The organism is Lentzea sp. NPDC004789, assembly GCF_053601075.1.
Genome location: NZ_JBSGBE010000030.1, coordinates 59,564 through 80,625, shown reverse-complemented (window position 1 = coordinate 80,625; position 21,062 = coordinate 59,564). Strand labels below are relative to the sequence as shown.

The window sequence follows — 21,062 nt, the reverse complement described above, 5'->3', positions numbered from 1 at the left end:
ATGTACCCGGAGATCGAGCCCAACGCGTCAGGTCATCTGGACACCGGTGACGGCAACCTCGTGTACTGGGAGGAGTGCGGCAACCCGGCGGGCAAGCCGGTCGTGTTCCTGCACGGCGGGCCCGGTGGCGGCTGTTCGCCGTCGCACCGCCGGCTGTTCGACCCGTCCGCCTACCGGATCATCCTGTTCGACCAGCGCGGGTGCGGGCGGTCGCTGCCGCACGCCGCGGTGTCGGGCGATCTCTCGTTGAACACGACGTGGCACCTCGTCGCGGACATGGAGCTGTTGCGGGAGTCGCTCGGCGTCTCGCGGTGGCAGGTGTTCGGCGGCTCGTGGGGTACGACGCTCGCGCTGGCGTACGCCGAGAAGCACCCTTCCCGCGTTTCGGAGCTGGTGCTGCGCGGGATCTTCACGCTGCGATCGTCCGAAGTGGACTGGTACTACCGCGGCGGGGCGGCGAACCTCTTCCCCGACCTGTGGGAGAAGTTCCTGGAACCGATCGCGGGCCTGTCCGGTGATCCGGTCGAGCTGTACGCGAAGCTGCTCGCCGACCCGGATCCCGCGGTGCACGGGCCGGCGGCGGTCGCGTGGAGCACCTGGGAGGGCGGGACGGTCACGTTGCTGCCCCGGCCGGAGCTGGTGGCGGAGTTCGCCGAGGCCGCCTACGCGCTGGCGTTCGCCCGGATCGAGAACCACTACTTCGTCAACAACGGGTGGTTCGAGGAGGGCCAGCTGATCCGGGACGCCTCCCGGCTGGCGGGCATCCCCGGCGTGATCGTGCAGGGCCGGTACGACGTCGCGACGCCCGCGGTGTCGGCGTGGGACCTGCACAAGGCGTGGCCGGGGTCGGAACTGGTGCTGGTGCCGGACGCCGGGCACGCCTACGACGAGCCCGGCGTCCTGGCCGCACTGCTGGCGGCGACGGACAGGTTCCGCGACTAGCGCAGACCGGTCCAGCGCGCGCTCGTCGAGGTGCAGGCCGCCACGGCGACCTGCGCGGTCAGGCACTTGCCGGACGCGGCGTTGCGGAGCTGGAACGTGCTGCCCGCGGCCGGAACTCGGTGCCAGCGCTGGGTGTTGCTCGTTCCGCACGTCGCGCCCAGGACGTCACCGAGGGCGGTGGCGGCGAGGCACTTGCCGGTGGCCATGTTGTGCGGCCAGTCGACGTTGTCGGTGATCGGCACGATCCAGCGCTGCTGGTCGGCCGCCCGGTTGCAGACCTGCAGGACCACGTTGGTGCCGGTGTCGGCGAGACAACGGGTGGTGCCGGACAGCTGGTACTGGACGACAGGTTCGGCCGACGCCGGGACGGCGGTCAGGGTCGTCACGGCGGCGGCGGTCGCGATGATCGCGGCTAGTTTCCCCATGGCGGAGATCCTGGCAGCGCACCGGATTCCGCGAATCCACCTGTGGTTGTCAACCCTGGCCGTAGTCGAGGGCGCGTTCGAGGCTCGCGCGCGCATCCACCAGCGACGGGCCGTACCAGGTCAGGTGACGGCCGTTGACCAGCGCATATGGCAGGCCGGGGAAGCTTTCCGGGCCGTCTTCGTGGGTGAACGCGTACGGCTCGTCCGGCAGGATCACCAGGTCGGGGCGGCGCGCGTTAAGCTCTTCCAGCGACGGACGCGGGTAGCGCTCCTCGTGCGAGGCGTAGACGTTCTCGATTCCCAGGCGCCGCAACACATCGGTGGCGAATGTAGCGCGACCGGCGACGATCCACGGGCGGCGCCAGACCGGAACTACGGCGGTGAGCTTCGCGGGTTTCGCGTGCCGCCAGAGGTCTTCCGCCTGAGTCAGCCAGTCCGGTTCGAGCTCCCACGCGGTGGCGAAGAGACGCCTCAGCGACTTCAGGGCCATCGGCACGGTCTGCGGCGCCTCGGTCACCCAGACCTGGACACCGTTGGCGCGCAACCGGTCCACGTCCTCGGCCCGGTTCTCCTCGGAGTTCGCGATGACGAGGTCGGGGTGCAGCGCCAGCACGCGGTCGACGTCCGGGTACTTGGAGCCGCCGACGCGTTGAACGTCCAAAGAGGACGGATGGGTGCAGTAGTCCGTGGCGCCGGCGAGGACGCCCGGGAGGCTGACCGCGACGGCCTCGGTGATGGAGGGGACCAGACTGACCACGCGGGCGGGCCGGTCGAGCACCACCGGCTCACCGAGGTCGTCGACGGGCAGCATCAGACTCCCGTGATCTTCAGGCCGGCGTGGGTCTTGTAGCGGCGGTTGATCGCGATGAGGTTCGCCGTGAACGCCTCGATCTGGTGGGCGTTGCGCAGCCGGCCGCCGTAGACGCCGCGGAAGCCAGGCACCAGTTCGGCCAGCTCTCGCACGGTGTCAGTGGCCTCGCGGTCGTCGCCCAGCACCAGGACGTCCATGTCCACTTCGGACACCGACAGGTCGGCCAGCAGCACGGCCGACACGTGGTGGAACGCGGCGGTGACGCGCGACTCCGGCAGCAGCAGTTCGGCCTGCTGCGCCGCGCTGCCCTCGGTGACGGGCAGGGCGAACGGGCCCTGCTTGTCGAAGCCGAGCGGGTTCACGCAGTCGATGACGATCTTGCCGGCCAGCTGGTCGCGCAACGACGCGAGCAGGTCGCCGTGGCCGTCCCACGGAACGGCGACCAGCACGATGTCGGAGTCGGCCGCGCAGTCGGAGTTGTCCGCGCCCCGCACGTCACCGCCGGCGACCTCGACGATCTCCTTGGCCGCCAGCTCGGCCCGCTCGGCGCTGCGGGAGCCGATGATCACCTTGAGGCCCGCCTTGGCCCAGCGGATCGCGAGGCCCTTGCCCTGGGCTCCGGTGCCGCCCAGGACGCCGACGGTGAGGTCACGAATGTCTGTCACCCGTGCATCTTCACACGCCCGGCCGGATGGGGGCCGGGCAACGTGACCTTGGGCTCGATGCTCAGACCGCCCGGAACCGAACGAGCCGCCGTGCCACGTCCGCTTCCTCCAGCCGGACCCGGATCCGCCCGCCTTCCGGCAGCCGGCCTCCCTGGCACTTCGCGATCACCGGCGGTGCCGACACGAACACCTCCGCCTCGTGGTCTCCCGACCGCAGCACCACGGCCTCGAACTCCTGCCCCACGCGTCCTGCCAGCACCCAGGCCTCGACCTGGTCCAGCGCCGCCCGTTCCACCTTCGCGGCCAGCGAGTCCGACGCCCCCATCAACGCCGGCAGCTGCGGCAACGCCTCGGCGAGCCACTCCGGCAGCTCCTCGCCCGCCGTGACCGCCAGGCACACCTCGGAGCCGAACCGGTCGACCAGGCGCCGCAGCGGTGCGGTCACATGTGCGTACGGCGCCGCCACGCCCGCGTGGGTCGTCACGTCGGGAACCGTGCCGTTGAACGCCGAGTAGCCCGCGCCGCGCAGCAGCCGGGTGGCGTCGGTGAACAGCGCCAACGCCTCGGGCTTCGCGGCGTCCAGCCCGGCCAGGAACGCACCGGGCGAGAGATCGGCGGGCCACGGCACCTTCAGGGCGGCCGCCGACTTCCGCAGAGCCTTCACGGCGTCGGCGTCCGGGTCGGGCAGCGTGCGCAGGACGCCCGCGCGGGCCTCCAGCATGATCGACGCCGCCGCCATCCCGGTCATCAGCGAGATCTCGGCGTTCCACGCGTCCACGAGCGCCCGCGGCCGGGTGACGAGCTTCCAGCCGTCGCCGTCGGGCTCGATCTCCTGCTCCGGCAGCTGCAGCTCGATGGCCCCGCGCTCACGGGCCAGCGCCCGCCGCAACGGCCCGAACTCGGCCAGCGCGGCGACAGACGGGTGCGGGTTGCCTTCGTCGAACGTCTTCTGCACCGACTCGTAGTCGAACTGCGCTTGCGACCGCACCAGCGCCCGCCGCACCTCGACGTCGGCAGGCACGCCGTCGGCCGAGCAGGTGAACGTCCACAGCACCGCGGGCCGCACCACGCCGGGCAGCAACGACGCCGCTCCCTCCGACAGCACCGTCGGGTGCAGCGGCACGTTGCCGTCGGGCAGGTAGATCGTCTGCCCGCGGTGACGGACCTCGGTGTCGAGCGCACCACCGGGCGTGACGAAGGCGCCCAGGTCGGCGATCGCGTAGTGCACGACGAACCCCGACGAGGTCCGTTCCAGGCACAACGCCTGGTCCAGGTCCTTCGCGCCGGGCGGGTCGATCGTCACCAGAGGAATCGAGGTGAGGTCGGGGCGGTCTCCGAACGAACGGGAGACCGCCGCCTCAGCCTCGGCGAGCACGACCGCCGGAAACGACGACGGCAGACCGAACTCGGTCCGAATTCCGTCAAAAACCAGGTCAGCACGACCAGTGCGGATCACCATCGAAGCCACCCGCACAGACTAAGCAGTCAGCGGCTCAGTCCTCGTCGTCGCCGCGCCACTTCTTGTCCGCCTCGTCGGCGGCCCGAGTGCGTTCGCGGGCGATCTCCAGCGCACGGGCCGCGGTGGCCTCGTCCGGATAGGGCCCCATGCGGTCAGGCCCCTTGCAGCCCTTGCCCTGCTCGACCGTCTGGTGGGTCAGGCAGTAGTACCAACCGCTGTTGTCGCTCATCGGCGTTCGCCTCCCAAAGGCGCCGGGAATCCCCTCGGCGGCGTTGACTGGTTGGCGTTGGCGTACTCAGACGGGATCGGGTCCAAACACGACACCAGCACCGTGCGGTCCTCGGCGTTCTCGATCTTACGCCCGGACCGATCCCGGTAGACGAGCGAACCGTCGGAGTCGATCTCCATGATGGCGCCGACCTCGGCCAGCTGGTCCTCGTCCAGGTCCACGAGCTTCTCGTAGCGGGACGGCACCACCCGGTAGATCGGCCAGTTCAGGTGGCCATAGGTGCGGTGGAACTCCGCGAGCAGGTGGACGAAGTGCTGCTGCCACGGCAACGGCATCGCCTCGGCCAGAGCCCGCGGGATCACCACGTAGTCGGACGACACACCCGGAGCACCGGCCGCCATGTAGTCACGCACCGGTGTGCTCGACGCGGGCGGTCCGGAAGGCCTCGGGATGGGGTCGTGGTTGAACATGCAGCGCCTCCCCGCGATCTACACGCCCGGCCGGACGGCCAGCGGCATCAACTCGTAATAGTTCCAGTTGATCTTGCTGATCTTCACGACGTCACCCGTTTCGGGGGCGTGGATGTACTCGTCGTTGCCGAGGTACATGGCCACGTGGTGCACCGTTCGCGGGTTCGAGGGGTCGGTCGCCCAGAAGATCAGGTCGCCTGCCTGGGCGTCGCGCACCGGGAGGTGGGCGCCGCCCTGTTCGTACTGGTCGTTCGCCACGCGCGGGATCTTCACACCGGCCGCCGCGAACGCCTTCACGAGGATTCCGGAGCAGTCCCACGCGTCCGGGCCGTTGCCGCCCCACAGGTACGGCTCGCCCAGCTGTTCCTTCGCGAACTGGATGGCGATGCCCGCCGCGTTCGAGGCCAGCAGGAACTGGCCCGCGCCGGAACCGCAGCCCGCCGGGTCGGTGATCTGCCCGAGTTCGCCGAGCAGGAAGGCCGCCATGGCCTCCCAGTTGTGGTACCGGTCGGGGAACGCCGACCGCTCCACCGCCTGCGCCGAGTCACCCGGACGCTTGTTCTCCCAGTCCGGCACCTTCAGCAGCACGTCGTAGAACTTGTTGATCGCGTAGGTCGGGTCGGTCACCTCGGCGGCCGTGCCCCAGCCCATCGACGGGCGCATCTGGAAGATGCCGAGCGAGTCGCGGTCGCCGTAGTTCAACGGGCGCAGGCCCGACTCGGTCATGCCCGCCTGGATCGCGACCTGCCACGCGAGCGGCGGCAGCTTGCGCTCCTGGCCGATGGAGATGATGCGCGCGACGATGTTGCGCTGCTCGTCGTTGAGCCGCGACGCGTCGTTGCGGCCCTTGTCGCCGCCACCCGCGTCCCACGGCCCGATGGCGGCGTTGCAGCTCGACAACCGGAAACCGCCGTTGATCGCGGGGTTCGTCGAGTTGCTGACCACCTGGGTCACGCCGGACGTCGCCACCGCGATCACGACGACCGCGACGAGGGCCCCGATCAGCAACATCAGCCGCATGGTCAGTCCGCCTTCGTGTAGCTGTTCACGCGCCACTTCCCGTCCGGCGCCTTGACCAGCGTGATGACGACCTTGCCGAGGTCCGTGCCCACCTCGAAGTCAGCGGACGACGTGTAGGACTTCTTCGGCGTGACCTTCTGAGTGATCTTGTCCGGCACGTTCTTCGGGTCGATCGTCGCCATCTGCGCGAGGAACTCCTCCGTCGTGTACGGACGGAGTTGCGCGAGCCACTTGTCGACGTTGTTGTCCGGCGGCGGCTTGATCCAGTTCTCCGCCCACAGCTCGGCGATCAGCTGCGCGTCGGCCGCCGGCGGGGCGGCGGACGCGGAGATCGACGGCGGCGGCAGCTTGGTCGGCAGCGTGACGCCGCTCGACGGCAGCTGCCCCACCTGGGTGCCCTGCTGCGACGTCGAGGACTGGCCGGCGGACGTCGGCGTCGAAGGCCTGCGGTCCAGCACCTTCGGGATGATCACGCCGAGCGCGACGACGACCACCACGAAGATGATGATCGACGCGGCCAGGTGACGCGGAGAACGCAGCGGCCATCCCCACAGCCTGCGGTAGACCGCGGCACGGCCGCGGTTGGTTCGGATCGGCACCTACGCCTCCCTTCAGTTGTCCCTGACTTCGAAGCCGCGCGACGGTCGGTAGATCACGTGCACCTGACGCCCTGCCACCACTTCTGTCTCGGCCCTGCGAGGTTCCTGCACCGGGCCCTGGTAACCGGTGGACCGCGACGGCACGAGCACCGCGTCGTCGACCCGGTCCCACTGCCGGTCGGTGACCGGCGGGGTGTCGACCACGCGCGACCGGCCGACCGGCAGCGCCGCCGGGCCGGAACCCGCGGGCAGCGCACCGGCGCGCACGCCGTAACCGTCGGAGCCGCTGACGATCTGGCCGGGCTGGGCGTCGCGGTCGAGGCGCTGGGCCGTCGCCATGACCGGGCTGGAGGCCTCCGGGCGGACGCGGCCGCGACCGCGCTGCGGGACCTCGTCGCCGTCGGTCTCGTTCTCCCGCACGGACTCCCAGAACTCGTCCTGCGGCGTCGGGCCGGCGGACTTCTTGCGGCCCAGCATCTTCGACCAGACGCCGCCGCTCATCGGCAGCACGTTGCCCGCCGAGCCGACCGACATCTCGACCATCTGCCACATGCGGCGCAACGGTTTGCCGATCACGAAGCACACGAGCGTCAGCATCAGGCCGAGCAACGTGCGCGTGAGCAACGACAGCCCGGTCGCGTTGAAGATCGCCTGCAGCAGCAACGCGTGCACGCCCGCGAGCACCGCGAGCACCAGCACGTTGAACACCGTCACGGCGGCCGCGCGCGCGACCTTGCGCAGCAGGTCGTGGTGGATCAGCGCGACGAGACCGATGAGCGGTCCGGCCAGGGTCAGAATCCGCAGCAGCAGCTGGGCCAGCAGCACCGCGGCCTTCGCGAACAGCTGGAACAGCGAGAAGGCGATGGCCTGCAGCAGCGCCAGGAACCCGGCGCCGGTGCGGCTGCCGTCGGTGCCGTCGAAGTAGCCCTTCGAGGTGCCGAGCTGGGCTTCGAGGGCCTTCCACTCCGCCTTCTTGGCTTCGAGCGCGGCCTGGTCGGCGTCCTTGTGCTCGGCGATCTCGCTCGTCGTCCAGGCCTGCGCCTTGAGGATGCGCGGGCCGAACTCCGCGGCCTGCGGTGCCTCCGGCGTGCCGAACGCGCCGCGCAGCCAGCTCTGGTAGACGACCGCGTCGTGCAGCTTCGTCGGCAGGACGTGCAGGGTGCCCTGCTCTTCCGGCGCCTCGATGAACCCGGCCTGGATCTCCGATGTCTTCGAGACCAGCGTGTTGTCGAGCAGGTTGTAGAACTGCGGCAAGGCCAACGTGGACGTCGCCAGCCACATGGCCGCCAACGCCCAGAGCCCGCGTTTGGAGATCGTGGCGAAGTCGCCGGTCCAGATCTGCCGGAACATCAGGATCGCGAGGATCAGCGCCACCAGGCCGAACCAGCGCAGGTAGACGTTGTCGTAGACCTTCTGCACGCCGTTCTTCACGGCGTCGTCCAGCGGGACCAGCAGACCGCGGCCCATCACCGTGTAGTGCAACGCGTTCGTGGCACCGACGATGTTCTTGCCGATGCTGAAGAGCTCGTTGCCCGCCCACGTGTCGATGGTGGCGTTGGCGTCGGGCAGGACGTTGCACTTGGCGTTGTAGTTGTGCCAGACCATGCCCGCGTAGCCGTAGTCGAGGTACGGCGAGCCGGGCAGGCCGTTGCCGACGGGCGGGTCGAGCGCGCCGACCATGCCCGCGCCGGGCCGTTCCGGATTCGGTGCCTCGCCGCAGGATTGAGCGTGCGCCATCGGGGCACCCAGTACCACCTGGAGCGCCAGGATGGCCGCCACGAGGCTCACCGACCTGGCGCGTGCTGACATGCGCAGCTGGAACCGCCGCCTCGCCCAGAGCAAGGCGGCGATCGCCAGCACGATCGTCAGCGCCGTCATGCGGCGCCGTCCCGGTGGCGGTTGGTGCCGTCACCGTGGCCCACCAGATGGGCCTCGTCCTCCGTCAGTCCGAGTTCCATGTCCGCCGCCAGTTCGTCGTCGATCTCGTCGGGCACGTAGGCGGGCGGCTGCGCTGCCGCTTGGTCGTCGCCCGTCTTCACGAGGTCGCCGGAACCGTTGTCGCGCTTGGCGTCCGGGGTCGTGTCGAGGGCGTTGCGCAGGTGTTCCAGGTGCGGGCCGCTGAAGTCGATGCGGATCCGCTCCACGCCACCGGCGCCGTCGCCGAAGATGAACTGCCGCGGCGCGCGATCGCGTTCGGTCGCGGTGCGCTCGCCACCGGGGCGGCGGCCGAGCGACGCGATGACCTGCTCGTACCCGGCTCCGACCGGAACCTTGAGCAGCCGCAACGCGTCCGCCTGCGCCTGGTCGTCGTCCAGGCGCCCGACGAAGACCGAGTCGAGCAGCGCGACGAAGCCCTGGATCTTCAGGAAGTCGGCGGGGATCTGCGACGACAGCAGCACGCGGACGTTCCACTTGCGCGAGTCGCGCGCGAAGCGGTTCATCAGCACGCGACCGGTCGGGACCTCGGAGAGGAAGAACGCCTCGTCGATCCAGACGCCCTTGCGGAGGTCCTTCGGCCGGTCGTAGATCGAACGCTGGGTGAGCCAGGCGGCGAGGTTCAGCATCTCGACGCCGAGCGACTCAGCGTCGGTCCAGTGCTCGCGGCCGACGCCGTCCTTCGGCAGGTTGAGGCCCGCCATCGTGAGGACGGTCAGGCGGTCGTCGCGCTGCTCGTTGTACGGGTCGTGGTTGTCCTCGGGGATCAGCAACGACATGCGCTCGCGCATCTCGTCGAGGAAGTCCGCGACGACGACGGCGTGCTCGTGGTGCTCCGACGCGTCGCGGCGAAGCGCTTCGAAAACGAGTCCGGGATGGGCGTCGAAGCGGCCGCCGACCGTGCGGACGGCACGCAGCAGCACGATGCGCGTCTGCGGCAGGCGCGCGACCTCGAACGGCAGCAGACCGGTGAGCACGTCCAGCACGAGACGCCGGCGGGTCGCCGCCGCCAGCGCCTTCTCGCGGCGCCAGGCCCGTTCCGGGTCCTCCTCGTCGAGGAAGTGCTCGATCATCGGCTCGGCGACCACCCGGTACGGGTTGAGGATGCCGGGCTGGGCGTTGAGCAGGTTGATCGGCCGCGCGTACGGCCGCAGCTCCGGCAGGTCGCACAGGGCCGACAGCGGTCCGGACGGGTCGAGCAACGTCCAGTGCGCGCCGGCGCGCAGGGTCTTGTAGACCATGCCGCCGCCGAGGAACGACTTACCGGCACCCAGGCCCGCGACCATGGCCGTCAGACCCGACGCGTCGCGGAGCTCCTGCGCCATCCACGGGTCCCACGCGACCGGCCGGCGGGTGGCCGTGACGGTCTCGCCGAGCAGAATGCCGCGGCGGTCACCGACCTCGGCCGTCGCCGTGGGCACCGCGCTCGCCGCCCACAACACGCTGCCGCGACGCAGGTACGCGCCGTTGGACAGCGGTTCGCCGGGGATGAACTCGCGGGCGATCGCGTACTGCGCCTCGGGGTGCTCGATCGCGATCTTCGGCTTGTACAGCTCCAGCAACGACTGGGCCAGGCGCAACGCCTCGCGCTCGGTCGGGCCGCTCACCGCGAGGCGCCACCAGCTGCGCACCCGGGTGCCCAGCGCGGTGAAGCCCGACGTCATCTCGTCGTCGATCTCCAGCACGCGCCCGGCCTGGCGGGCCAGGGACTGCGGCGGGTCGAGCTCGTGCTCGTCGGTGTAGTGGCGGACCTGCGAGCGCACCTTGCTCATCTGCCGTGACAGCTCACCCGAGACCTCCTCGGGCTTGCGCACGTAGATCCGCGCGGACCACTCGACACTCGCCGGCAGGCGGTCGGCGCGCTGCACCCACGGGTCGTCGACCTCGGGGATCTGCAGGCCGTGCATCAGACCGACGGTGAGCACGCAGACGTGCCGCTTGATGCCCGCGTTCGAGCCGGTGCGGCCGCGCACGGTCACCGTCGGTGAGTACGGCTCCTGGTGGAAGTCCGCGGCGTCGGTGAAGGACGCGAGGTCCTCCGGTTCCCACGCGGCACCCGGCACGGCGGGCAGGTTGCGCGGCGCGGGCAGGCCCAGCGAGCACGACCGGTGCATCAGCCAGGACATCTCCTCGGCCGTGGCCGGGCGGCCTTCGAGACCCGCGGACCCGATCACCTGGTCGAGGTGCTCGACCTCGGAGTCGAGCGCCACCAGCTCGGCGTCGACGGCGTCCGGGAAGACCTTGCGCAGCACGGGCGCGGCCCGTTCGACGGCGCGGTCCATCATGTTGCGGGTCTGCACCTGGACGCCCAGGTAGACCTCTTTCTCCGCCATCGAGCGGCCCATGAGCTGCTGCTGCTCGCCGACCATGTAGTCGTCGAACGACAACGTGCCGGGCGTGTCCGGCAGGCGCTTGACGGCGTTGTGCACGTGCGCCTCGGCCCACATGCGGATCGGGTACGGCCGTGTCGTCACCCGCAGGTGCATCCAGCGGCCCTGCAGCTCGGCGTACTGACCGGCGATGGCGGCGATCAGGTCCTGGCGCTGCGAGTCGCTGCGGAACGACCAGCGCTGCGGCGCGAGCCGGTACCAGGCGTAGACCTCCTGGCCGGTGCGCAGCAGGTGGCCGTCGATGCTGCGGGCCGCGATCGACGGGGTGTAGCTGGGCACGGCCTGCTCGCCGGGCAGGCGGCGGCCGCGCTTCGAGTACACCTGCGCGCGCTCGCGGGGGTCGGCCGCGGCGTGCTGGGCGATGTGCTGGGCGGAGCGACGGTCACGGTCTCGCCGGCGTCCGAACACCGCGAACCTCCTTCTTACGGCTGGCTGACGTCCGGCGGTGCTGGGCCTGCTGTCTCGCCCGTTGTTTCTTGCTCAACTTGGGACGAGGCCGCTGCGGGCTGACCCGGATCCGGGCGGCGCTGGCCGCTCCGCCGGTGCTTGCCGTGCGCTCTCGAGGTGCGGTGAGCTCGCGGACCCACATCGACATGACGGCCGTGAGCGGCCGTTCATGGCTGATCCGCTGGGTGATGAAGCGCGTGAGGATGATCGTCGCGACGAGGGCCCAGGCCGTCGAGAAGAACCCGAAGCCGACGCCCATCTGTCGCTCGATCGTGAGTACGACGAGGAAAACGACGATTCCGACGCCCCACGCGACGTATCGCGCGCGCCAGGGAAAAGTCGCTTTGGGCGGGCCGAGCCAGACGGCGTCGACCCGGTAGACCTCGTCGTCAGTGCGAACCCGCACGTGTCAGCCTCCGACGAACAGGCCGGCGAGCCACTTGCCGATGTTCGAGCCCGCGTCGGTCGTGACCGCGAGGCCGATGATGGCCAAGGCGACGATCACACCGCCCAGGCGGCGCATGACGCCCGCGTTGTCGCCCTTGCCACCGCCCAGCCACAGCAGGAGGAGCGCGACGGTCAGGAGGAGCAGCGGAACGATGTTGTCCAGGATCCAGCCGCGGACATTGCCTGTGCCCGGCACCGTCGGCTGCTGCTGAGCGAGTGTCACCAGGTCCATGGCGGTCATTAGGTACTCCAGAGTGCGCTCGGGCTTGCGCTACGAGTAGAACACGAGTTCGTCACGACGTGTGAAGCTGTTGGAGCGGGCTGTAGATCATCTGGCCGTTCCCCCTGGGAGGAATTACGTCTAATCTGGCCGACACATCATCACTGAGGAGACGTCAGTGGGGAACACCCGGACCAAGATTCTCTCTGTCACCGGCAAGGTTCACCCGACTGCGAAGGCCCTGGTCACCCACAGTGCGTGCGTACTAAACATGCGCACGTGTCCACCCATGTGAACGCCCTGATCGGCCGGTTCGCGACCCCGCCGCGGGTACGACCCGGAGCCACGACTCCGAGGAGATTCGCCCATGCTCGAACCTGACCTCGTGCCGGACGGAAGTGTGGACGGAATCACAGCCTCCCCTAGTGCTCCAGGCGTGGAGGAGCCTACCGGGGAGGGCGGGCAAACCCGGCGCCGGGTCCAAAGGACCGTCAACTTCGACCGGTCCGTGCTGGAGCGTGCGCGTGCGGCGGCCACCTATCTGGCGTCCTACGAGCCTCAGGCCGGGGTGCGATCCCTGGCCGACATCGTGAACCCGGCCGTGCTGGCCTACGTCACCGAGCTGGAAGAGCTGTACAACGCGGGGGCGCCGTTCCGCCCGGTGCTGCGGATGCCGTCCGGGCGTCCGGCCAAGCGGTGAGGCCCGGCGACCGCAGTGGTCGCCGGGCCTCGTTCGAGGGGATCGGTCAGCTGGCGCCGGAGATCCGCCAGAAGACACCGGTCGAGGTGTAGTCGGGGCCGACGGAGCCCTTGCCCCAGAAGTAGTCGTCGTAGTTGCCGAGCGCACCGGACGACGTGACGGGACCCATGGTCGCCCAGCGGACGGAGGCGGGCTGGGTGTCGATGCTCGCCTGCGCCCACGCGTCGCGGACCTTCATCGGGTTGTTCCACCACAGGAACGGCGAGCGCCACATGTAGTGGCCGAACTTGCCGCCGTGGTCGGGCGAGTTGTAGCTGACCGTGGTGAAGCTGTTGATCTGGTGCAGGCCGCGGAAGGCCTGGCCCCAGCGCTGCGCCCAGGTCTGGCCGCCGGTGTTGTCCTCCAGGATCAGGCAGGTGAAGAGGCTCATCCACTCGACGTCGTTGTTGCCCCAGCGGGCGTCGGTGTTGGAGAGCTTGGTGTCGTTGTGGTTGGAGCAGCCGGAGAAGGAGAAGCCGGTGCCCGAACCGTGGCCCTGCCAGTAGGTGAGGTCGACGTCGTCGGCCCAGTTGGTGTCGTCACCGCCCGCGATGGCCGGGTCCTTGAAGTCGCTCTCCCACGCGTTGCCGTCGAGCCAGCTGAAGTCGCGGGCGATGCCGTGGCTGCTCGCCTCGCTGTTGAACGTGCCGATGTTGGCGGCGGTGTTGGGCAGCCCGGCGCAGTTGCCGGTGCCCTCGCTGCCGACCTGCGTGCCGCCGGCCTGGATCTTGAACTGCGCCTCCGGCCTGGGCTCCTGGCCCGGTCCCGGCTGCGGCAGCTCGGCGCCGACCGCGGCGGGCAGGGTGATGGCCTGCGGCGCGCCACCGTCGGCGGTGCGCCCGGCGCAGCGGAAGGACGGCTCGACCCGGTCGACCTGCTCCTCCAGCGGTGCCGCCACGTAGACGTAGCTGACCTCGGGCTTCACCTCGGCACCGAGGTACTTCTGGCACAGCTTGGCGCCGTACGCGAGGTCGTTGACCTTGACGGTGCCCGTCTGGCCGTAGGTGCGCGCGGCGTGGCTGACCGACGTCACGCCCTGCGCGTCGAACGACACTCGGATGTTCGCGCCCTCGCCCTCCAGCGGGATGCCGCCGAGCTGGAACGTGTACGAGACGCTCGTGTCGAGGTTGGCGCTGAGTGCCGTGCGCCCGTTGACGTCCGACAGCTCGAACGTCGTGTACTGCGCGGTGGGCGTCGCGTTCGCCGGCAGCACACCGGCCGCCCTCAGCCCTTCCTGGGCGCGCTTGGCCGCCTCGTCGGTCGTGATCGTCCTGATGCGCTTGATCGCGTCGAGGTCGAGCCCGGTCTGCCTGGTCTCGTTGCCGTCCTCGTCCGGCCGGCCCTGTCCTTTGTCGACGGTCGGCAGGTACTGGAAGCGCTGCTCGTCCGCGAAGGACACCACGCCGGCCTCGGATCTCTGCACGTCCTTGAGCCCGAAGGCCCGTTGCAGCCTCTGCGCCTGCTCCTGGTCGAGACCGGAGCTCTTCACCCCGTAGACGGGCAGTTCCGCGGCGTCCGCCGTCGCGACTCCGACGGCTCCAGCCGTGACGAGGCTGGACAGGGCCAGCACCACGGTCAGCTTGCGTTGCATGTCTTTCCCTCCCTTGGGGACGACCGGCTGCAGGGGCCGGTCGTCTGACAGGAGGATCTGCCGTGCTGGGCCGTGATACCGGGAGTGGCTCAGCGGGCTGCCGCGACCACTCGTTCGGCCGAAATTCTGTAACGCCCCTTGGGTTTGTGACTACTTAGAGGCGGACACCTGGGTATTTGATGCCTGCTCCGGTGTTCAGCACGACCACCTCGTCGTCCGCGTTGAGCCAGCCGTCCTCGCGCAGGGTCCGCACGGCACTGATCGTGGCGACGCCTTCCGGGCACAGGAAGACGCCCTCCAGCCGCGCGGTCTCGTTGCGGTCGGCCAGGATCTGCTCGTCGTCGACGGCTGTGGCGGTGCCATCGGTTTCCCTGATGGCCTGCAGGATGATGAAGTCCCCCAACGGTTTCGGCACGTTGATGCCGAACGCGCTCGTGTAGGCGTTGTCCCAGAACGTCGACTCGGCCTCGTCGCGCTCGAACGCCCTGACGATCGGCGCGCAGCCGGTGGACTGCACCGCGACGAGGCGCGGGAGCTTCCCGGTGATCCAGCCGAGCTCGCGCATTTCGTTGAGCGCCTTGTGAATCCCGATCAGGCCGACGCCACCGCCGGTCGGATAGATGATCACGTCGGGGACGCGCCAGCCGAGCTGCTCGACGATCTCGTAGCCCATCGTCTTCTTGCCCTCGATGCGGTAGGGCTCCTTGAGGGTCGAGGCGTCGAAGAGATCGACGTCCCTGATCGCCCCGGCGGCGTCGGCGATGGTGCCCGGCACGACCCGCAGCTCGGCGCCGCTCGCCTCGACCTCCTCGCGGGTGATCAGCGGGGCGTCCTCGGGCATCGCGATGACGCTGCGGAGGCCCGCCCGCGCCGCGTACAGGGCCCAGGCGGCGCCCGCGTTGCCGTTGGTCGGCATCTTGATGCCCTTGACGCCCAGTTCCTTCGCGCGAGCCACGCCGACGGCCGCGCCGCGGGCCTTGAACGAGCCGGTCGGGATGAGCGACTCGTCCTTCATGAGGACGGTCACGTCGAGCGCCCGGCTGAGCGCGGGCAACGGCACGAGCGGGGTCATGCCCTCGCCGAGGCTGAACGCCGGGTCGGGGTTCCGGACCGGGAGGACGTCGCGGTAGCGCCAGAGGCTGTTCTCGTCCGTCGGCCGGCCGACCTTCGTGAGGTCGTAGCGGGCGAGCAGCGGTGACGCGCACTCGTGGCAGAGGTTCTGGACGACGTCGGCGTCGTGCCGATGGCCGCAGCGGGCGCACTCCAAGTGGGACAGCACAGGTTCATCAATACCGTCGAATCAGGTTGTCGATTTACCCCCGAAAGTAGTAACACTTCACCCCGTTCGGGTGAGAGCATCAGCATCCCTGCTCCTGCGTTCCGAGGAGAGCCATGCGACGTCTCACCGCCAAGACCCTGTTCGCAGCCGTCCTGCTCGTCGCCGCCGTTCCCACCACTGCCGAAGCCCAGACCAGCGGATACATCGTTCTGCTCAAGGACGGCGTGGCCGTGTCAGGTGTGACCGACCTGCTCGGTGTCACCGTCGACAACGTGTACGAGTCGGCCGTGCGCGGCTACTCGGGCCACATGACCGCAGCCACCGCGGCACGCCTCGCCCGCGACCCGCGGGTCGCGCTGGTGCAGCCGGACGGCGTGGCCTCGATCGCCGCGCAGAGCCTGCCGACCGGCATCGACCGCATCGACGCCGAGCAGAGCCCGACCGCCCGGATCAACGGCACCGACGAGCGCGTGGACGTGGACGTCGCCGTGATCGACACCGGGGTCGACCTCGACCACCCCGACCTCAACGTCCACACCGCGGGAGCGAAGAACTGCTCCACCGGCCGCAGCGCTGACGACGGCAACGGCCACGGCACCCACGTCGCCGGCACGATCGGTGCGCTCGACAACGGCCTGGGCGTCGTGGGCGTCGCCCCCGGTGCCCGCATCTGGCCGGTCCGCGTGCTCAACAACCAGGGCAGCGGCTCGTTCTCGGCCATCATCTGCGGCATCGACTACGTCACCGCGCACGCGAACGAGATCGAGGTCGCGAACATGAGCCTCGGCGGTTCGGGCACCGACAGCGCGTGCGGCTCCAACAAGGACGCGATGCACGAGGCGATCTGCCGTTCGGTGGCCGCCGGCGTGACCTACGTCGTGGCCGCGGGCAACAGCGCGGCCGACTCGTCGACCTTCGTCCCCGCCGCCTACGACGAGGTCATCACGGTCAGCGCGCTGGCCGACTTCAACGGCCAGCCGGGCGGCGGAGCGGCGTCGACGTGCCGCGCGGACGTCGACGACACGTTCGCCGACTTCTCGAACTACGGCGCGGACGTGGACATCATCGCGCCGGGCGTGTGCATCACGTCGACCTGGAAGGGCGGCGGCTACAACACGATCTCGGGCACGTCGATGGCCAGCCCGCACGTCGCGGGCGCGGCGGCGCTGTACAAGTCGACGCACCCGACCGCGACGCCGTCGGCCGTGAAGACCGCGCTGCGGTCCGCGGGTACCTCGAACTGGAACACCGCGACGGACCCGGACGGCACGCACGAGCCGTTGCTGAACGTGGCGTCGTTCTGAACAGGTTGCTGAGTGGGGCGGATGAGCCGGCATGTAAGCCGGATCCTGTTCATGGGGCTCGCGCCCCACTTGGCGACCATCCATCTGGGCCTGCCGTCGCCGACAGGCTCTAGCGGCCTACCCGCGAGCATCGGACGGGCCGCCCTCGAACGCTCGCGCAGGCACTCGCGTGCCCTCTTGGCCTTGCTCCGGGTGGGGTTTGCCCAGCCGCCCCAGTCACCTGGGACGCTGGTGGTCTCTTACACCACCGTTTCACCCTTACCCCGGCTCACGCCGAGGCGGTCTGTTCTCTGTGGCACTGTCCCGAGGGTCACCCCTGGTTGCCGTTAACAACCACCCTGCCCTGTGGAGTCCGGACTTTCCTCGACAGTCTCCTGCCGCGGCCGCCCTGCCGACTCATCCGCGCCCGCCAGGATATCCCAGCGACTGGAACCGGTTGTCCACCGGTCCGGACGTTGGTTGACTTGACGCCATGACACGACGTCGCCACGTCGACTACGGCCGCGTGGCAGCCAGCCTGTGTTGCCTCCGCTGAGCGCGCTTTCTCTCATCCGCGACCTCAGGGAGTGCTTGCCATGTCCGATCTGCTGATCATCTCCGGCGCGCCGTCCCACACCGCGCCGACCGGCATCGTGGTGTCGCACGTGTCCGCCGTGCTGAAGGCCTTGGGCCACCACGTGTCGTTGCTCGACGTGCGGTCGCTGCCCACGTTGTCGCTGCTCACCGAAGACCTCCGCGACACCGAGATCTCCAGCGCGGTGAGCGCCGTGCTGGCCGCGGACGGCGTGGTGGTGGCCTCCCCGGTGTACCGCGCCGCGTACAGCGGCCTGGTGAAGGCGTTGCTCGACCTGCTGCCGAAGAAGGCGCTGCGCGGCCGCGCGGTGCTGCCGTTGGCGACCGGCGGCAGCCAGGGGTTCCTGGTGGCGATGGACTACGCCCTGCACCCGTTGCTCGCGGCCAAGGGCGCCGACCAGGTGGTGCGCGGCGAGTTCGTGCTGGACCAGAAGGTCGGCTCGCCCGAGTCGGCCGCGCTGCTGGACGCGGCGGCCGACCGGTTCGTCTCGGCGTTGACGCCCCGCTTGCGCAGGGCGTCCTAGAGCTCGCGCTCAGCCGAGGTGCGAGGTGTCGTTCACGAGCTTCACCGACGCGTGCCCGTCCGGGTAGAACTCGGCGATCGACACGCCCGTCAGGTCGAGGTGCATCCGGAACAGGAACTGCGGCCCGACGTCCAGCGCCTGCCGCAACAGGGTCTTGATCGGCGTGACGTGGCTGACGACCACGACCGTGCTGCCGCCGTACTTGGCGATGATCTCGCTGCGCGCCTTGCGAATGCGCGCGTTGACCTCGTCGAAGCTCTCACCGCCGGGCGGCCTGACGCTCGTGTCGCCGAGCCACCGCCGGTGGATCTCCGGGTCCTGCGCGGCCGCCTCGGCGAACGTCAGCCCTTCCCACGTGCCGAAGTCCGTCTCGATGAGCCCCTGGTGGGTGACGACCTCCAGCCCGGTCTTGTCCGCGAGCTTCTGCGCGGTCTGCTGCGCCCGTCGCAGCGGCGACGAGATGACCGCCGCCACCCCGTCCACTTTGGAGAGACGGCTCGCCGCCCGCTCGGCCTGCGCAAGCCCGAGCTCGGTCAGCGGATGATCCCCGCGCCCCGAGTACCTGCGCTCGACCGACAGCTTGGTCTGCCCGTGCCGCAGCAGGATCAACCGCGTGGGTTCGCCGACCGCGCCACTCCAGTGCGGCTGCTTGTCCCCTTCTGCGGTCTTGGCTTCCGTGGCCTTGGCTTCCCCGTCCATGGCCTCGTTGGCCAGCCGATCGGCCTGCCGGTTGCGCTCCCGCGGAATCCACTCGAACGTGACGGCCTGAAAAGACCTGACGAGCGCCTGCGCCTCCCGTGCGAGCGGCTGCATGGAGGGGTGCTTGATCTTCCAGCGCCCGGCCATCTGCTCGACGACCAGCTTGGAGTCCATCCGCACGTCCACGGTCTCGGCCCGCAGCTCGCTCGCCGCCCGCAGCCCCGCGATGAGCCCCTGGTACTCGGCGACGTTGTTGGTGGCGACCCCGATGAACCCCTTGCGCTCGGCCAGCGTCTCGCCGCTGAGCTTGTCGCGGACCACAGCGCCGTAACCAGCAGGTCCGGGGTTGCCCCGCGACCCGCCGTCGGCCTCGACGATGACCTTCACGCGGGCGATCCTAACCCCGCGTTCAGGTGCCGTTCCGGGGCGTTGTACGATGATCCCATCAGTCTGGGTGGCGGAATGGCAGACGCGCTAGCTTGAGGTGCTAGTGCCCGAAAGGGCGTAGGGGTTCAAGTCCCCTCTCGGACACCAGTTTCATCTCTGACGTCAGGGCGGGTGCTCACTACGAGCACCCGCCCTGACGTCGTTGTGCACCACTTCCGGTCAGTGGCCAACTGCTCACGCCGGTGAGACCAAGGGCGAGACATCCGCCTGGACGGAACAAAAGGGCCGGATGGATTAACACCCGGCCTCTGTGGCCTCACCTTCCGGGAGGCCCAGATGACCATCGACACCGATCTCGCCACACTGCGTGCGGGGTTCATGGGAACGTCAGCACACCGGGTGCCGACGACTACGACGGCGCAAGATCGTTGTGGAACGGCATGATCGATCTCCGCCCGCGGCTCATCGCCCGCTGTGAGTCGGCGGCGGACGTCGCCTCGGCTGTTCGTTTCGGGGTCGACAGCGGCCTCGAACTCGCGATCAGGGGCGGTGGACGCAGTTTCAGCGGCGCGTCCTGTGTGGACGACGGGCTGATGATCGACCTCGGCCGGATGAACTCGGTCGTCGTCGATCCGGTGGCGAAGACGGCCACCTGTGGGCCTGGGTGCTCGTTGGCCGAGGTCGACGCCACACAGCAGCACGGCTCGCGGTCCCCAGCGGGTCGATCAGCCACACCGGGGATCGCCGGGCTCACACTCGGCGATGGCTTCGGCTGGCTGACCAACGGGCCCGGGCTCACGCTGGACAACCTCGTCGGCGCGGACGTGGTGCTGGCCGACGGGCGGTTGGTGCGCGCGTCTGTGGAGGAGAACCCGGACCTGTTCTGGGCGATTCGTGGTGGCGGCGGCAACTTCGGTGTCGTGACGTTATTCGAGTACCGCCTGCACGAGGTGGGGCCGATGGTCAACCTCGGGTTCTTCTTCTGGGACCTCGACGGCGGGTACTGCGATCCCGGTGAGGACGACACGGCGTTCGGAGGCCGGTGCAGCCCGATGTACGTGGTCAACATGGCCGCCATCGCACCGACGCCCGACCTGCTGGAGCTGGATCGAGCGTGGGTGCGCGGGTTCTACGACGCACTGCTGCCGTGCGCGGGCGACACGGGCGTCTACGTCAACTTCATGGTCGAGTACGAGGAGGACCGGGTGCGTGCCGCCTGCGGCCCGGCCAAGCACGACCGGTTCGCTCGATTCAAGGCGGCCTACGACCCCGGCAACGTCGTCCACTGCAACACGAACATCAAACCGGCCTGAGGATTCAGCGGAAGTGCGGGCGCTCGTGCCGAACGCCCGCACCGCCGATCACTCGTGGACCTGCCGCAGCCTCGCCCTGACCTGCTGCAGGTTCGCCGCCACGTCCGGCGAGGACTGCGTGAGCTCCCGGACGACACGCGCCACGCTCTCCCGGTCGTGGTTGTGCGTCAGCCCGGGACCGGAGAGCTCGCCCCCGATGCACAGGCTCAACGCGCACGCCGCGGCGAACGCGACCACGAAGGACGCTTCGCCCGACAGCGCGGTGGTCCCGCCGTAGGTCAGGTCGTGCCGTTCCTCCTCGTCCTCGCCCAGAGACCAGGCGAGAGTGAGGTTGAAGACGGCCGCCCTGCCGTCCACCTCGACGGTGAAGTCGAGGTAGACGTCGTGGGTCGTGATCGCCCGAACCTGGAGGACGTCGTCGTCCGAGGTCAGTTCGACCTGCCTGCCGGCCAGGTCTCCCCGGACGACGCCCCAGCTCGGCCGTGCGCCGGTGAGGGCGTGCACGGTTTCGGCGAATGCGTCGAAGAACGCTCCGACGGACAACTCTCCGCCGTCTTCGACGGTCCATTCCACGGACATGCCTGTTGCCTGCCT

General features: G+C 69.6%; 21 protein-coding genes, 1 tRNA gene and 1 other RNA gene. 6 read left to right on the top strand and 17 right to left on the bottom strand.

Features of this window, described 5'->3' with window-relative positions; all coding sequences use genetic code 11:
• A complete protein-coding gene (gene pip, locus ACWEIJ_RS41945) occupies positions 1–942 on the top strand; it encodes a prolyl aminopeptidase (protein ID WP_449842867.1) in 942 nt (313 codons plus the stop codon).
• On the opposite strand, the gene ACWEIJ_RS41940 is transcribed toward pip, so the two are convergent.
• From ACWEIJ_RS41940 to ACWEIJ_RS41885, 12 genes are all read right to left on the bottom strand, one after another.
• Positions 939–1,367: an RICIN domain-containing protein gene (locus tag ACWEIJ_RS41940; protein WP_449842866.1), complete on the bottom strand. Its 429-nt coding sequence runs from the start codon at positions 1,365–1,367 to the stop codon at positions 939–941. The genes pip and ACWEIJ_RS41940 overlap by 4 nt on opposite strands.
• Positions 1,368–1,416: 49 nt before the next feature.
• On the bottom strand, positions 1,417–2,178 hold the full coding sequence (locus tag ACWEIJ_RS41935) for a helical backbone metal receptor (protein WP_449842865.1): 762 nt from the start codon (positions 2,176–2,178) through the stop codon (positions 1,417–1,419).
• Positions 2,178–2,843, bottom strand: a complete 666-nt coding sequence (gene npdG, locus ACWEIJ_RS41930; RefSeq protein ID WP_449842864.1) for an NADPH-dependent F420 reductase — start codon at positions 2,841–2,843, stop codon at positions 2,178–2,180. Before npdG ends, ACWEIJ_RS41935 begins: the two co-directional genes overlap by 1 nt.
• Before the next feature lie 61 nt (positions 2,844–2,904).
• Positions 2,905–4,302: an RNB domain-containing ribonuclease gene (locus ACWEIJ_RS41925; RefSeq protein WP_449842882.1), complete on the bottom strand. Its 1,398-nt coding sequence runs from the start codon at positions 4,300–4,302 to the stop codon at positions 2,905–2,907.
• Between the two features lie 34 nt (positions 4,303–4,336).
• On the bottom strand, positions 4,337–4,531 hold the full coding sequence (locus tag ACWEIJ_RS41920; protein WP_449842863.1) for a hypothetical protein: 195 nt from the start codon (positions 4,529–4,531) through the stop codon (positions 4,337–4,339).
• On the bottom strand, positions 4,528–5,001 hold the full coding sequence (locus tag ACWEIJ_RS41915; RefSeq protein ID WP_449842862.1) for a hypothetical protein: 474 nt from the start codon (positions 4,999–5,001) through the stop codon (positions 4,528–4,530). The genes ACWEIJ_RS41920 and ACWEIJ_RS41915 overlap by 4 nt, the downstream gene beginning before the upstream one ends.
• Positions 5,002–5,019: 18 nt before the next feature.
• Positions 5,020–6,021 carry a C40 family peptidase gene (locus ACWEIJ_RS41910; protein ID WP_449842861.1) on the bottom strand — a complete coding sequence of 334 codons (1,002 nt, stop codon included), beginning with the start codon at positions 6,019–6,021 and terminating at the stop codon, positions 5,020–5,022.
• Positions 6,022–6,023: 2 nt separating this feature from the next.
• Positions 6,024–6,620 carry a hypothetical protein gene (locus ACWEIJ_RS41905; protein WP_449842860.1) on the bottom strand — a complete coding sequence of 199 codons (597 nt, stop codon included), beginning with the start codon at positions 6,618–6,620 and terminating at the stop codon, positions 6,024–6,026.
• A gap of 12 nt (positions 6,621–6,632) precedes the next feature.
• The gene (locus ACWEIJ_RS41900) at positions 6,633–8,498 is read right to left on the bottom strand and encodes a hypothetical protein (RefSeq protein WP_449842859.1); all 1,866 of its coding nucleotides are present in this window, start codon (positions 8,496–8,498) and stop codon (positions 6,633–6,635) included.
• On the bottom strand, positions 8,495–11,353 hold the full coding sequence (locus ACWEIJ_RS41895) for an ATP-binding protein (protein ID WP_449842858.1): 2,859 nt from the start codon (positions 11,351–11,353) through the stop codon (positions 8,495–8,497). The genes ACWEIJ_RS41900 and ACWEIJ_RS41895 overlap by 4 nt, the downstream gene beginning before the upstream one ends.
• Positions 11,328–11,798, bottom strand: coding sequence for a hypothetical protein (locus ACWEIJ_RS41890; RefSeq protein WP_045313344.1), 471 nt, complete (start codon positions 11,796–11,798; stop codon positions 11,328–11,330). Before ACWEIJ_RS41890 ends, ACWEIJ_RS41895 begins: the two co-directional genes overlap by 26 nt.
• Positions 11,799–11,801: 3 nt before the next feature.
• A complete protein-coding gene (locus ACWEIJ_RS41885; protein ID WP_030472642.1) occupies positions 11,802–12,080 on the bottom strand; it encodes a hypothetical protein in 279 nt (92 codons plus the stop codon).
• A gap of 415 nt (positions 12,081–12,495) precedes the next feature.
• On the opposite strand from ACWEIJ_RS41885, the gene ACWEIJ_RS41880 reads away from it, so the two are divergent.
• Positions 12,496–12,759, top strand: a complete 264-nt coding sequence (locus tag ACWEIJ_RS41880; protein WP_355445704.1) for a hypothetical protein — start codon at positions 12,496–12,498, stop codon at positions 12,757–12,759.
• A 46-nt stretch (positions 12,760–12,805) separates the two neighbouring features.
• Here ACWEIJ_RS41880 and ACWEIJ_RS41875 read toward each other — a convergent pair whose 3' ends face one another.
• Together ACWEIJ_RS41875 and ACWEIJ_RS41870 are read right to left on the bottom strand one after the other, a co-directional pair.
• Positions 12,806–14,389 carry a DUF6345 domain-containing protein gene (locus ACWEIJ_RS41875; RefSeq protein ID WP_449842857.1) on the bottom strand — a complete coding sequence of 528 codons (1,584 nt, stop codon included), beginning with the start codon at positions 14,387–14,389 and terminating at the stop codon, positions 12,806–12,808.
• 154 nt (positions 14,390–14,543) lie between these two features.
• Positions 14,544–15,668: a threonine synthase gene (locus tag ACWEIJ_RS41870; protein WP_449842856.1), complete on the bottom strand. Its 1,125-nt coding sequence runs from the start codon at positions 15,666–15,668 to the stop codon at positions 14,544–14,546.
• A gap of 113 nt (positions 15,669–15,781) precedes the next feature.
• Between ACWEIJ_RS41870 and ACWEIJ_RS41865 the strand changes: the two genes are divergently transcribed.
• Positions 15,782–16,972 carry a S8 family peptidase gene (locus ACWEIJ_RS41865; protein ID WP_449842855.1) on the top strand — a complete coding sequence of 397 codons (1,191 nt, stop codon included), beginning with the start codon at positions 15,782–15,784 and terminating at the stop codon, positions 16,970–16,972.
• Between the two features lie 18 nt (positions 16,973–16,990).
• Here the strand turns inward: ACWEIJ_RS41865 and rnpB are convergent.
• An RNA gene (gene rnpB / locus ACWEIJ_RS41860) (RNase P RNA component class A) lies at positions 16,991–17,371 on the bottom strand.
• A gap of 176 nt (positions 17,372–17,547) precedes the next feature.
• Here rnpB and ACWEIJ_RS41855 point away from each other — a divergent pair.
• Entirely contained in the window at positions 17,548–18,069 is a 522-nt protein-coding gene (locus ACWEIJ_RS41855) for an NAD(P)H-dependent oxidoreductase (protein ID WP_449842854.1), read from the top strand.
• 9 nt (positions 18,070–18,078) lie between these two features.
• Here ACWEIJ_RS41855 and ACWEIJ_RS41850 read toward each other — a convergent pair whose 3' ends face one another.
• Positions 18,079–19,155: a bifunctional RNase H/acid phosphatase gene (locus ACWEIJ_RS41850; RefSeq protein WP_449842853.1), complete on the bottom strand. Its 1,077-nt coding sequence runs from the start codon at positions 19,153–19,155 to the stop codon at positions 18,079–18,081.
• Positions 19,156–19,216: 61 nt separating this feature from the next.
• Between ACWEIJ_RS41850 and ACWEIJ_RS41845 the strand changes: the two genes are divergently transcribed.
• Together ACWEIJ_RS41845 and ACWEIJ_RS41840 are read left to right on the top strand one after the other, a co-directional pair.
• Positions 19,217–19,302: transfer RNA gene (locus ACWEIJ_RS41845), tRNA-Leu, on the top strand.
• Positions 19,303–19,595: 293 nt separating this feature from the next.
• Complete coding sequence (locus ACWEIJ_RS41840; RefSeq protein ID WP_449842852.1) at positions 19,596–20,468, top strand: FAD-binding oxidoreductase; 873 nt, start codon at positions 19,596–19,598, stop codon at positions 20,466–20,468.
• 48 nt (positions 20,469–20,516) lie between these two features.
• Here ACWEIJ_RS41840 and ACWEIJ_RS41835 read toward each other — a convergent pair whose 3' ends face one another.
• Complete coding sequence (locus ACWEIJ_RS41835) at positions 20,517–21,047, bottom strand: hypothetical protein (RefSeq protein WP_449842851.1); 531 nt, start codon at positions 21,045–21,047, stop codon at positions 20,517–20,519.
• Positions 21,048–21,062 lie beyond the last annotated feature (15 nt).